Annotated in this window: 11 protein-coding genes; all 11 read right to left on the bottom strand. The window is 57.0% G+C overall.

Features of this window, described 5'->3' with window-relative positions:
* Window positions 1-35: 35 nt before the first annotated feature.
* Window positions 36-1271, bottom strand: a complete 1236-nt coding sequence (locus tag RG2_RS19195) for a cytochrome P450 (protein ID WP_033237304.1) — start codon at window positions 1269-1271, stop codon at window positions 36-38.
* Between the two features lie 62 nt (window positions 1272-1333).
* Window positions 1334-2158 (bottom strand): NAD(P)-dependent oxidoreductase, encoded by an 825-nt coding sequence (locus RG2_RS19190; protein ID WP_033237305.1) that lies wholly within the window; start codon window positions 2156-2158, stop codon window positions 1334-1336.
* A gap of 307 nt (window positions 2159-2465) precedes the next feature.
* Window positions 2466-3686, bottom strand: a complete 1221-nt coding sequence (locus RG2_RS19185) for an amidohydrolase family protein (protein ID WP_072782622.1) — start codon at window positions 3684-3686, stop codon at window positions 2466-2468.
* 251 nt (window positions 3687-3937) lie between these two features.
* The gene (locus tag RG2_RS19180; RefSeq protein ID WP_033234319.1) at window positions 3938-4750 is read right to left on the bottom strand and encodes an enoyl-CoA hydratase/isomerase family protein; all 813 of its coding nucleotides are present in this window, start codon (window positions 4748-4750) and stop codon (window positions 3938-3940) included.
* 28 nt (window positions 4751-4778) lie between these two features.
* A complete protein-coding gene (locus RG2_RS19175) occupies window positions 4779-6344 on the bottom strand; it encodes an ABC transporter substrate-binding protein (RefSeq protein ID WP_033234318.1) in 1566 nt (521 codons plus the stop codon).
* 27 nt (window positions 6345-6371) lie between these two features.
* Window positions 6372-7952 (bottom strand): ABC transporter substrate-binding protein, encoded by a 1581-nt coding sequence (locus tag RG2_RS19170; protein ID WP_051730483.1) that lies wholly within the window; start codon window positions 7950-7952, stop codon window positions 6372-6374.
* A 97-nt stretch (window positions 7953-8049) separates the two neighbouring features.
* Window positions 8050-9630 (bottom strand): ABC transporter substrate-binding protein, encoded by a 1581-nt coding sequence (locus RG2_RS19165; RefSeq protein ID WP_033234418.1) that lies wholly within the window; start codon window positions 9628-9630, stop codon window positions 8050-8052.
* Window positions 9631-9926: 296 nt separating this feature from the next.
* A complete protein-coding gene (locus RG2_RS19160) occupies window positions 9927-10877 on the bottom strand; it encodes an ABC transporter permease (protein WP_033234317.1) in 951 nt (316 codons plus the stop codon).
* A 183-nt stretch (window positions 10878-11060) separates the two neighbouring features.
* On the bottom strand, window positions 11061-11888 hold the full coding sequence (locus RG2_RS19155; RefSeq protein WP_051730482.1) for an ATP-binding cassette domain-containing protein: 828 nt from the start codon (window positions 11886-11888) through the stop codon (window positions 11061-11063).
* Window positions 11885-12907: an ABC transporter ATP-binding protein gene (locus RG2_RS19150; protein WP_033234416.1), complete on the bottom strand. Its 1023-nt coding sequence runs from the start codon at window positions 12905-12907 to the stop codon at window positions 11885-11887. Before RG2_RS19150 ends, RG2_RS19155 begins: the two co-directional genes overlap by 4 nt.
* Window positions 12908-12965: 58 nt before the next feature.
* Window positions 12966-13844 (bottom strand): ABC transporter permease, encoded by an 879-nt coding sequence (locus RG2_RS19145; protein ID WP_072782652.1) that lies wholly within the window; start codon window positions 13842-13844, stop codon window positions 12966-12968.
* Between the last annotated feature and the right edge of the window lie 34 nt (window positions 13845-13878).

Below are 13878 nucleotides of genomic sequence, written 5' to 3'. Positions count from 1 at the left end.
TCGAGTGTGATCGGATCGGCGGTTACCGAATTCCGTCATGAATTTTGGATGGTTGCGGAAGCTACGCCGTCAACGCGATCGCCGGGCGTGAATGTGACCGGAAGATGACGCACAGCGTATACATCGCCGGCATCGGGATAGCGTTCGACCGCATCCAGATCAACGCGAAAGTCCGGAATCCTGTCAAGCACAGATGAAATCATGGTCCGGAACATTGCCCGCGCGAGATTGGATCCCAAGCATCTGTGAGCTCCGACAGCAAATGACATGTGCCGGTTCGCTTTACGCCGAATATCTATCGAATCCGGATCTTCGAACATCGACGGATCGCGGTTTGCAGCTGCATACATGAGGTAAACACGATCGCCAGCCTTCAACTGACGTCCGTGGAAGTCGATGTCCGACTTGATGTAACGCGCCTGCCCGATCGTAGGTGTGCTGTAGCGGAGAAACTCCTCCGTGCCCTTGTCCAGCAACGCTGGGTCATCAAGAAGATCCTGACGCAAGGAATCGCTCTCTGCGATCCGAAGAAGCGAATTGCCCGTCAACCCAGCGGTTGTATCCATCCCTCCGAGCGTGAGCATAAATATCATGTTCGACAACTCGGCGTCGTCGAGTCTGCGACCGTCCCGCTCGGCGGAGACAAGGTCCCCGAGGAGGCCTGGTCTCGGGTTCGCACGAGCGCCGGCAATCAATATCGCAATTGCCGCGTACATCTCCGCGATCCCTTCGGCGGCGCCCTTCGGATCGACAGTCCGATCGTGGGTGAAGCAATGCACCCAGCGCACCCAGTCTCGCCAGTTGGAATCGTCGACGCCCAGGATTCGCAGGAATACCCTTGCCGGCAGCGGCGTGAACAACTCGACGGAGAGATCCGCCGCACCGCGTTCGATGAAGGTGTCGATCAATTCGTTTGTCAAAGCTCTGATGGTCGGATCGATGATCTTGACGCTGGCCGGAGAAAATGTCCCCAGCAGAAATGACCGATAGCGGGCAAGATCTGGACCGTCGTAGTGAATCGGGATCAGCGGCTGCGCATTCGGAGCCTGCGGTATCCCACGCTCGACCCCGTTCCCAAATACGTCAGGCCTCTGCTGTGCCTCAAAAATCTCCTCGTATCCGGTAAACACCCAGAAGCCATCCCATGCCTTTGAGTGGGCAACCGGGCATTTGGACTGCAGGGCCGCCATGATTGCATACGGATCTGCAACGAATTCGGGGCCGTGGTGATCGAAGTCGATACCGAAACCCTTAGTGTTCAGAGAAGTCATGACGAGCTCCCTTCTTGGAAGAAATTCAGCGGCGGTGAATCTGCCATCCTCAGACCAATCCGTCAGTTCGCGACGGTTGTGAGGTCGATCAACCCTTCGGCAGCGACTCGCCCGATGAGACCTGTATCAGTGCCCGTCTCGCGCGCAACTTCGGTACACACCGCAATGTCCTTGCGAAGGAACGGCTTAGCGATATCAGCGAAGGCTTCAACGCCTCCCGCATCGACAGCTCTCCGGACCGCCTCGCTCGAGCCACTGCAGTGAGCGATCGCGCGCAACAGAGCATTCGAATCGATATCCATCGCTGCACCCAGCCGTACCGCATCGGCGACCAGTTGGAGATTCGCAGCAAAGAGCAGATTGTTGACCAGCTTGACGTTCAGAGCCGAGCCGAGCGGACCAGTGAGTAGAATCGGATTCCCGTAGCTCGCGAGAATCGGGTTGACGCGCTGGGTTGACGCCTCGTCGCCACCGAGCATGATTGTCAGCCCACCCTCAGCGATATCTGCCGCAGTCCCGCTCACCGGCGCATCGAGAACTGAGATGCCACGTTCTCGACCCTCATCCGCGATTCGATGTAGCGTGTCGACGCTTCCCGTTGTATGCGATACGAACACCGCACCAGGCTTCATGTTCGACACAATTCCGTCGACAGTCAGTGCGACATCGACCAACTGAGCATCTGAGAACATGCAGCAAATTACGATGTCGGACTCACGCGCAAGTTCCACGAGGCTCGAGGCCAGCGTCGCGCCGTGCGCACGCAATCGATCCCCGACATTCTCGTCGCGCACGAATACACGCACGCGCACGCCCGCATCGAGCAGTCGATGCACCATCGGCTCGCCCATCTGTCCGGCACCGATAAAGCCCACTTCGTATGACATCTGGAGTCCTCCACTCTCGATCCAAGCGCCTGCCGCGAGCACATCACCTGGCCAGAGACATCTGTGTCGAGCGAAAATGATTTGACGCCAACGTGATTGGCGGATTTCGCCATATTGATTCGGTCTCGAACCTAGGCGATCTCAATCACTCATATCAGGTGTTCAGGCAATTGCAGGATGGAAAAATTTCATCGACAGTATGAATTCTGTTCATAACACTGATGTTTCGATTTCGCGCAATTCCATGAGAAGACGAAAGGCCCTCCCACGCAGGACGTGTGGGAGAGCCTTCGTTTTGTCGAATTCGTCAGTTGGTGCGCGGGAAGTTGTACAACGCCCGAGCATTCAACTCCACAATCTTGTGCGCTTCCTCATCGGGCACATTCGCAAGCAACTTCTCCGTGTACCGCCGACTGTTCGGCCAGTTCGAATCCGAATGCGGGTAATCGCACTCCCACATGATGTTGTCGATACCGATCTGATGACGGCGGGCCACACCCTCGAGATCATCGATGAAACAACCATGCATGTTCTTACGGAACAGATCCGACGGACGCACGTCCTTGTTCACATTCTGATACCAACGATGCTTCTCCCACGTCAGATCGATCCGCTCGAGCAGGTACGGCATCCACCCGATACCACCCTCGGACAAGGCAACCTTCAAATTGGGGAACTTGTAGAACACCGGCGAGAACAACAGATCCGCCGTCGCATCCATCGAGTTGGTACCGAACAACGCGATCATCACTGCCATCGGAGCTTCCGGGGACGTGATCGGCGCCTTACCCGAAGACCCGAAATGCATGCACAACGGCATCTTCGTTTCCTCGGCCGCACGGAAAACCGGATCCCAGAAATCGGTGTAGAACGACGGCAACCCGAGCCCAACCGTGTTCTCCGGGAACGTGATCGCCTTCGCGCCCTTGGCCGCGCACCGGTAGATCTCCTTGGCCGATTCCTGCGGATCCCACAACGGCAGGATGATCAACGGAATGAACCGATCAGGATTGGACGCCGCCCACTCGTCGAGATGAAAGTCGTTCCACGCCTTTACCGACAGAAGAGCAAGCTCCTTGTCCTTGGCCTCGAGGAACACCGTTCCTGCGAAGCGGGGGAACGACGGAAAGCACAGAGCGGCCTGGACGCCGTCGATATCCATATCCGCCACACGGGCTTTGGGGTCGTAGCAGCCCGGAAGCATCTCCGAATACCGCGTCGGATCCATCCCGTAGTCCTGCGGCTTCTTGCCGGCCACCGAGTTCAGGCCGATGTTCGGGTAGATCCGGCCCTCGTAAGTCCAGACCTCCGCGAGCTTCTTCTCCGTCGACGCAGCCCGACCCTGCCGAGCGGTGTCGAGCAGCAGAGCCGACAAGCCCTCATCGCCGTGGCTCTGACTCATGTCCATCTCGACGATCCGCGGACCTTGCTCGACAAACTTCTTCGGCAACCGATCCGTCCAGACGTTCGGCGGCTCGATCAGATGGTCATCCACCGAAATCAACTGCATATGATCCTGAAGCGGCACTGCTATCTCCCTAAATGAAGGGGATGACGGCTCTTCAACGTTCGCGTCACCCGAATTGCCAGCGATCCATCTGACGTATCGTCACCTTAGTGATGCACATCACCAACGTCAACGTTTATGTGGCATTTCCTGCAAATATGGAATGAAGACCAAAGGAAAACGTCAGCTTCCATAGCTTCAGCAAGGATCCGGTGTCTTAAGTTCTGACACCGAGTCGTTCTAGAGTTTGGCCACCTGTTCCCCGGTGATCGCTAGAGTCGTCCGCTGGTCCGGAGTTCACTCACAACCCATTCGGGCGAACGCCGTTCCTTGAAGGCCGCAAACCCCTCCCTCGCTTCTTCTCGGTCCTGGCTTTGACGCATCGAGGTCCGGTCATAGAGTCCGATGTAGTCGTCCAGGCTCTTCTTGATGTCGGCCCGAGCCAGTGGTGCAGTCCGACAGCACTGGGCCAGCAACTCTTTCGCTTCGTCCATTACATCTTCGTGCGGCACGACCCTGGTAACCAGACCCCAGTCGAGTGCCTCGGAGGCCGTGAGCACTCGGCCTGTGAACATGAGATCCCTTGTACGTACCGGCCCAATCGTGCGTGCAAGCACTTGCGCATAGTACGTGTCGGAGATCCCTCGAAAGAGTTCCGGCACACGGAATGTCGCCCTCTCACTGACCACTGAGACATCGCTGCAGAGTGTGATCATGAAACCCCCACCCTGACAGATCCCATTGACGGCGGCCACCACCGGAATCGAAGAAGTGCGCAGGGTATCGAATGGTGTTGTCTCCATTCCCAGATGACTGAAATCCATCCACGTGTCGATGCCGGTGCGACCGAGATCTCCGCCGGGAATGAAGACATCGTCCACGCCCGTCAAAAGCAACCCGTGAATATCTGGATCTGCTTCACAATGCCGCACAGCGTATCTCAACCCGAAGTACATCGCCGGAGTGAGCGCATTCCTGGCTTCCGGACGATCGACTGTCACAGTGGCGAATGGCCCTTCGCGTTCGAACCGCAGATAGGGAGTACCGAGCCAGTCACCGTTCGGCGGTCGTGGGGTCTCTTCCATGTGAGCCTTTCCGGTTCTTATCATGTTTTCACCCGGTAGTCCTGACGTTTCGCAGATCAAATGGACCACCGGCGACAGGAGGGCTCATTTCCTCGAGTCCGACTACCTTCTTGTCAAACGTGTACTGCGTCGGGATGGAGCAGACAAAGAGTTCGAGTGCATTCTCCGACGCACTCGATGAAGCTGCCTTAAGCGCCGCCTCCCTTGCTTCGGGTGACAATGTCGAGTCCAACGGGGTTTGGAGGACCTTCTCGACATCAGCAGATCGAGCGCCCGGGTACAGAGTGCTCAGATATGCCTCCTGCATCGTGACGGCCGGGTCGGTAGCGCCGGGATGTGTGTACTGCAGTCCGTCCGCTTTCCCCTCTTTCCACTCGATGACTGCCTGTCCTAGTTCACGGGGCTGCAACTGTAGGTCGATCCCGACCTTCGACAGCTGTTCCTTGATAGCCACAGCCAGGCCGTCACTTGTCCGGACACCGGCAAGCGTCAGCACTTTCAGCTGCAGCCCATCGGCGTGGCCGGCCTCCTGCAGAAGCCGCTTCGCCTGATCGGGGTCATACCCGTAGCGGCCCTCGCTCTGCGGATCATGTCCGATCACACCCTTCTGGAGGGGCTGCGAGGTTGGCTCACACTGCCCGCTGAGGAGCGATGTGTTTATACCCTCACGATCGATCGCCAGATTCATCGCTCGTCGGACCCGGACGTCAGCCAGCGCGGGATTATCTGCATTCAGATACATCGCGTACCAGGCACTGTGGTCAGTGTCCGCGACCCCGAAGTTCGAACTCTTGGTGAGCTGCTCAACGTCTGCGAACTGTGTCACCTTGGTCAGTGCAGCGTCAATCTGACCGCTGCGCAATGCATTCAGACGCGCTTGGTCATCGACCATCCCCACAATCGCAACCTTCGCCATGTTCTGAGCCTGAGGATCCCAGTAACCGTCGAAACGCGTGAACGACGCACGATCACCGACCTTCAACTCGGCCAGCTGATAGGGACCGGACCCATCGACTTCTCGGCTCAAATCACGATCACCGGCTGCCGGGTTGACTATTGCCCCGGCCAGCGTCGACAAGTGGTAAATCACATCGGAAGCCGGCCGCTTCAGATATACCGCAACCGTATTCGGGTCCGGCGCCTCGACGCGGTCGATTGCTCCGAGCGCCCCGGACACCGTGGAGGTCGGTTTTGTCATCGCACGGTTAAGACTCCACTGCACTGCGGCAGCATCAACCGGAGTTCCGTCGTGAAACTTTGCGTCGGTGCGGAGGTGGAATGTCAACACCCGTCCGTCTTCTGAAAACTCCCATGAATCGGCAAGCATCGGAACGAACTTCGATCCCGCTGGGTCCTTCTCGACTCGTACCAATCGATCATAGACAAGGCTCAGATACGGATACGCGCCAATGATTGACGGAGTCGCGTGCGGATCCATCATGGGCGGAGGCAATATCCAGCCCATCGTCATTGTCGCATCACGGTCCACCACACCACTGGATGTCGCAGTGGTATCTGCCGATCCCCCTCCGCAAGCTCCTACGAGTAGCAGAGTTGCGCAACTGAGTGCACCGAGAACACGTTTGCGATACATCAATAGCGTCCCTTCGATTGGTAACGGTCAGGAAGTAGTGACTCCGGCGTACCGGAGATCGAAGATGCTGGTGAAATCGGATTGACCAAGGGAATCCATCCCCACTGTCTTCGACGAGTAGGCAACCATCGTCGGAACTCCACAGATGAACACGTCATATGCGTCGTCCGCGGCAATCGCCGATGCCTGAACATAGAGGCTCGTACGATCGCTATCACTGATCGAGGGATCCATCGACTGAAAAACCGTGTCCGAGAACTCGGCAGAGGGCGGCGTCGGGAATCGATAGTCTGCCATGTAATTCAGCATCAACGACTGACCCGGAATGGGATAGGCCAATCGTGAATTGAGTAGCCCGTAGCCACCTTTCCGGAATGTCGACTGTGCATCGACTGCCGGAATCGGCTGCAACACAACTTTGACACCCACGTCAGCGAGTTGAGCCTGCACCGCGGTCGCCATCTCCTGCTGTGGCGATGCGCCTGCCACGTTGATCACACGAATTGTCAGATCAGGTGACGCGTTCGCCTCTCTGAGCAACGCACGGGCCTTACCTGGGTCGTAGGTGTACCGATTGGTTCTGGTGGTGTCGTGACCATCTACGCCCACTGGCAACGGTTGCGACAACGGAGCACACTTTCCGTCGAGCAGAGCAGAGTTGATACCCTCGCGGTCGATCGCATAGTTCAGTGCTTGCCGAACCCTGGGATCCGCCAAACCCGGTGTACCTATGTCCAACTGGATTGCATACGACTGAACCGTTGGATACTCGTGAAACTTGAAACCGGGCTGCGCCAGTATGTTTCCAAGCTCGTGGTATTGATCCGGGTCAACTTTGACAGCATCCACCTGACCAGATCGGAATGCGTTAAGCCGAGAATTGTCATCAGCGATCCCGATCAGTTCCAACCGCGCAGGCTTCTGTGCTTCCGGATCCCAGTATCCGTCGTGCCGCGTGTAGGTTATCCGATCACCCGGACGCACCTGATCAAACTCATAGGGACCGGATCCGGCACCGGTCGTATTGATATCAAGACCGGATTCGATCGCCTTCACATTCACGATCGCACCTTCGGTAGTCGAAAGTGCCGCAGGAAGATCCATCGCCGGACGGTTCGTTCCAATGCGCACCGTGGTGTCGTCGATCGCCTCGATACCAGAAATCATGTCGAACCGCCCGGCCACCTTCGAGCGTTGTGGGTCTCTCGCGCGATTCAAGCTGGCCACCACCGCTGCGGCATCAACGGGAGTCCCGTCGTGAAACGTTGCATCGCCGCGGAGGGAGAAGTCGACGGACCGTCCGTCGTCGGAGAACAGCCATGATTGAGCAACCATCGGCACGATCTCGGGACCGCTCACCGCCTGAGTCAATCTGTCGTATACCGGTGAAAGAAAGGGAAAATCGATCTGGTAATTGCCCGATTGATGTGGGTCGAGGTTGTTCGGCACCACATTTCCGGCCACACGCAACGTTGCCGTCCGATCAATCTCCCCCGCAGCTTCATTCGACGCCGGTGGCGACGAGCACGACGCAAGAACCACCGCCCCGATTACGCCGAAGGCAATCGCTACCGCGCGCCTGTCAACGGTTCGAATTGTGCACGACATGACTTATCGCTCCATTCTGAGCTCTCCGGACCATTCAACGACGAACGGGGGTCCGGATACACACTCCGGATCCCCGCTCTACAACATGTGTCTCGTACTACGAGGTCTTGCCCAAGTAGCGGACATCCAAGATGCCGGTAAAGTCCGCCTGGCCCATCTTGTCCATGCCCACAACCTTGTCCGTGAAAGCGGCCTGAGTCGGGATACCGCAAATGAACACGTCATAGGCATCTGTGGAAGCAATGCCGGACGTCTTGCTGTACAATGCCGTACGATCCGCGTCGCTGACGTTCGGGTTCAGGCTGGTGTTGACAGCATCCTGGAACTCCTGCGAAGGAGCCGTCGGAAAACGCAGCGGAACAAGGTAATTCGTCTGCAACGTCTGAGCCGGCGTGGGGAAGGTCAACCGAGGGTTAAGCAAAGCGTAGTTGCCCTCACCCATCCGCACCTGAGCATCAGCGGTAGGCAGCGGAACGATTTCGACACCCACTCCCACTGCAGCAAGCTGAGCCTGAATCGCAGTCGCCATTTCCTGCTGAGGAGACAAACCGGCGACCGTGATCATCCGCAACTTCAGGTCTGCCGGAGCCTTCGCATCGCTGAGAAGCTGTTTCGCCTTCGCAGGATCGTAGGTGTAGGCAGGCACCGAGGTGTTGTGCCCGTCGACCCCCTCCGCGAGCGGTTGGGAAATCGGAGCGCACTGATTCTTCAACAGTGCCGAGTTGATGCCGTCCCGGTCAATTGCATAGTTCAAGGCCTGACGGACGCGAGGATCTTTCAATCCCTCCTGACCGATATCGAGCTGAATCGCATAGAAATTCGAGACCGGGTAAGTATGCATGTCGTACTGCGGTTGCTTGAGCAACGTCTGCAGGTCATCGGTCTGACCCGCCTTCGCCAGCATTACATCAATTTGTCCACTGCGGAAAGCGTTGAGGCGAGCATTGTCGTCGGTGATACCGGCAATCTCCAGGTTGGCCACCTTCTGTGCCTCGGGATCCCAGTATCCGTCGAATCGCTTGTACGTGATTCGATCTCCGCGTCGGACCTGGTCGACCACGTAGGGGCCCGATCCCGCTGTTTCCACCGATAGATCAATCCCACCGTCCAGCGCTTTCGGACTGATGATGGCGGCGACAGTGCTCGAAAGCACGGAAGGCAGATCTGCGGCAGGACGACTGGTCGACACTCGCACTGTATTTGCATCCGGAGCCTGCACATCAGTGATCAATGCCAGCGAGCCGGCTGCACGAGCCTGCTTGGGATCACGAGCACGATTGAGACTCTGAACTACCGCTGCGGCATTGACAGGGGTTCCGTCGTGAAACTTCGCGTCAGTGCGAAGTTTGAAGTCAGCAGAGAGTCCATCCGGTGCGAACTCCCACGACTCGGCCAACATAGGCGCGATCTTGGGGCCGGAAACCGCCTGAGTGAGACGATCGTACACCGGAGACAAATAGTTGAAATCGACCTGGTAGTTGCTCGACTGATGGGGGTCAAGATTATTCGGGCCCAATGTCCACGCCATCTTCAGCGTTGCATTGCGGTCGATACTCTGAGTAGCGGTATCACCACTCGCACTCGAACCACCTCCCCCACAAGCAGTCGCGACTGCGGTAACAGTAATTGCTAGAATCAGCATTCTGATACTTGATGGGACACCGTTACGGATTCTCATACCCATACGCCCGTTTCTCTTCTTGATTCGTGTACTGCGTTGACGAAACCATCGTGCAATTGCCCGAAACATGTTCTTCAGCAGAAGAACTCGATCATCCGATATCGACCAAACTAAACTTCCGATACCGCTGACCGCAATCAGACATCAATAACCCGACATCCTCCGAATGCCTTATCGCCATTCATGCCAGGCAAATACTGTTGAACCACATGACATTTGAAATATCCGGAAGAAGTCGGGCGGTCGTTGCTACTTGACGCACCATAGGGCGCACCTACGTTTCGAGCAATCGACTACTTTCGAATTTTCGGATTCAAGTATCCGTAAGACATATCCACCAATAGATTGCACACGAGGACCACGAGTGCACTGACGATCACGACACCCTGAACCATGGGAAGATCTCGCTGAATGACTGCTGTGTAGCCCAGCATTCCGAGACCAGAAATTGCGAAGACAAATTCCACGGTCACCGCGCCCCCGAGAATTCGTCCCATCTGCATACCAAGCACCGTGACAATGGAGACCGCGGCATTCTTCATCGTATGCTTCCACAGCACACTGTTCTCACTCAAACCCTTGGCCCTGGCTGTCCGAACGAAGTCTTTGTTGAGGGTATCTACGATGGAACCTCTTGTCTGCCTGGCAAGTTCAGCGGCAGAAACTGCGGCCAAAGCGATTCCGGGCAATATCAGGTGCCGTGCCCACTCAACGATTCCACCCTCTGCGATAGTGACATATCCCGTCGCCGGCAACCATGCCCGACTGATAGCAAACGTGATCACCAAGATCAAACCGAGAACAAACGGTGGAACAGACATCAGCAGAGCCGACACCGTCGTCACCGCGCGATCGACGATCGAACCTTGCTTCACTGCTGCCCATACACCCAGAGGAATGCCGATTACGACCGTGAGGATTATCGCCCACAATGCAAGCGATCCGGTAATCCAAATACGCTCCATGAGCGCATCGGTCACTGGCTGACCGCTGTAAAGCGACGTCCCGAGGTTGCCGGTGATCGCGTTACCGACCCACTCCACATATCGAACCACCATCGGCGAATCGAGATTCAGGTTCTCACGAACCATCGCTATCTGATCGGGACTGGCTCCGTCTCCCGCGATACGCGCGGCCGGATCAGTACCCCGATTGGCCAACTCGAGTAGCGCGAATGACAAAAATGCCACTAGTAGCAGCAGTGGAATCGCCGCGAAAATGCGGCTGACAACAAGCTTGAGCATGAACCCTGCTCCTCATTAGTTACGACATCTGTCAGGCACCGGACTTGCTCACATCACGCAGGTCTACGACGCCGGCGGCATCTGCACTCTTGCGCACCCCGTAAGGAAGCACAGCGATCAAGTGCATTCTCTTTCAATTCAATTCACTCTTGGTCTGCCTCGGCAAGCTCACCGAAAGGGACGTCAGAGTGAAGCAACCAACCGTCGTGCGGTTCGCTTCCGCGGATTCATCACCGGGATAGCTGACAGCAGTTCCTTCGTGTACGGGTCCTGGGGATCATTGAAAATCTGCTCGGTGCTTCCGGATTCGACGACTTCGCCGCGGCGCATGACAGTGACGTCATGCGCAAACATTTTGACCAAAGCGAGGTCATGCGAGATGAACAGGTAACTGATCCCCCGCTCCCGTTGCAGATCCTGGAGCAAGTTGAGAACCTGTGCCTGAATCGAAACATCCAACGCTGCAACCGGTTCATCACATACAATCAGCTCAGGCTCCGTGGCAAGCGCTCGCGCAATCGCGATGCGTTGCAGCTGACCGCCCGAGAATTCGTGGGGGTACTTGTCCAGTTGATCGACCCTCAGCCCAACCCGATCAAGAAGTTCCTCGACCTTCTGCTTGCGTGCCTTCCCGCGGAGTTCGGTGTGTAGGGTAAGCGGCTCCGCAACAGACTGCCCGATCAGCATCCGCGGATCCAATGAACTGAACGGATCCTGGAAAATCATCGTCGCCCGGCGTCGCAGTTTCCGAACGTCCTTGGCCGACATCTTCATGATGTCTTCACCGAACAGCTTGACCGAGCCTGTATCCGGTGTCGCCAAACGCAGCGCCATTCGCCCGATTGTGGATTTGCCTGCTCCACTCTCGCCGACAATCGCACGTGTACGGCCCTTTTCGAGCGTGAACGACACGTCCTTGACAGCGTGAGTGTGCTCCGAGGGCATGCCCAGGATGTTTCGCTTCTTCACGAAAGACTTGACCAGTCCATCGATTTCAAGTACCGGGCTCATTCTTTGATCCCTTCCAGACTGAACTCACTCGAGCGAACACATCGAACCTGGTGACTCGTCGGTCCTGTCAGCGAAACAGCTCCCGCATCACATTGACCTTCCAGGGAGTACTTGCACCGCGGATGAAAGCGGCACCCTTCCGGCCAATCCCATGCTGGCGGAACGGTTCCCGGAATGGCATACAGTCGTTCTGCACGGGCTTGTGCATCCGGAGTCGAGGCCAACAACCCCTCCGTATATGGATGCTCGGGATTGTAAAAGAGCTCTTCACCATCCGTCGTTTCCATAACCTGTCCGCCATAGAGAACGGCGACCCGGTCACACGTCTGCGCCACTACGCCAAGATCGTGGGTGATAAACAAGACGCCGAGGCCCATGCGCTCTTGTAGTTCGCTCAACAATTCGAGAACCTGGGCCTGAACTGTGACGTCAAGTGCCGTAGTCGGCTCGTCGGCAATGAGAACAACAGGCTCACATGCCACGGCCATAGCAAGCATCACACGCTGGCACATTCCGCCACTGAACTGGTGCGGGTACTCGAACGCGCGCTTGGCCGGGTCGGGGATGCCCACCAGTTCGAGCATTTCGACAGCGCGGTCCCACGCATCTTTCCTGCTGATGTCTTCTTTGTGGCGGCGCACGATCTCCGCGATCTGATCTCCCACCGTAAATGCGGGGTTCAGGGAGCGCCGAGGTTCCTGGAAGATCATGCCAACCGTCTTGCCACGGAGCGCATTCATCTCCCGGTTCGACAATCCGATCAGTTCACGCCCCTCGAGGAGGACCGATCCTGTGATCCGAACTCTGGGACCCGTGAGCAACCCCATGATTGCGAGGGACGTAACCGTCTTGCCTGAACCAGATTCGCCAACAAGACCCAACGTCTCACCCCGACGCACGAGCAGACTCACATTGTCGACAACCCTGGACCAACCGTGCTCCGTCTTGAAGTCGACACACAAGTTGCTGACCTCGAGGACTGTGGTTCCCAATTCGACCTGATCAACTGCAGCGGTCATCTTTTCATCGCCGTACAGGTCCAACTGAGGCATCCGTGACACTTCGTCTGTCATATTCTCAACCATTTGCTCCACGCCCTTCGAACGCATCACGCATACCGTCGCCGAATGTGGACAATGCGAGCACTGTCAAAACGATTGCAGCCGTCGGCACAATCATGAAGTTGGCGGATGCACTCACGTTCTGAAATGCGTCCTGAAGCATGGAACCCCAACTAGCCTGTGGCGACTCCACGCCCAACCCCAGAAAGCTCAGACTGGCTTCCACGATAATTACGATTCCGGCACCGAATGTCAGCTGAATCATCAAGGCGGAGCTTGAATTCGGAAGAACATGACGCCACAAAAGGCGGAAGTTCGAGCAGCCGACGCTCCGACAGGCCTCGATGTAGGACTCACCCGACACTGCCTGGGCCTCGGACCGCGCTATGCGAAACAGTCTCGGAGCCAACAACATTCCAACGGCAATCATGGCATTTGTCAGCCCGGGTCCGAGTACACCGACCACGGCCAGAGCCAGGATCAGTGGGGGCAGAGCGAGGAGCGCTTCGGCAATTCGACTCAGCACTGCATCAACAGCACCACCGACAAGGCCGGCCAGCAGACCGAGCGGGATACCCGCAACCATTGCCAAGGCCATAGCTTGCACGATCGCGAGAACCGCGACCTGAGTGGCGTCGATGAGACGGCTGAACGTATCGCGACCGTAACCGTCTGTCCCGAACCAATGTTCACCGCTCGGACCCTGCAACCGTGCACTGAGTTCCTGCGCGTTGGGATCATGGGTCATCAGCAATGAACCGAAGATGCCAACGAAGACCAGTAGGAGCAAGAATCCCAATGAAATCATTGCAGCGCGATTGGACCGGAGGGCCCGCCATTTGCGACCTCCGCGGAATCGTTTGACACCAGATTTCTTGGGTGGCCCAGCACTCACGCTGCTCGCAGCGGAATCCGGTCCATTCGTCACC

It is taken from the genome of Rhodococcus globerulus NBRC 14531, from assembly GCF_001894805.1.
Classification (GTDB): domain Bacteria; phylum Actinomycetota; class Actinomycetes; order Mycobacteriales; family Mycobacteriaceae; genus Rhodococcus_F; species Rhodococcus_F globerula.
This window is presented reverse-complemented; position numbering and strand designations above follow the sequence as displayed.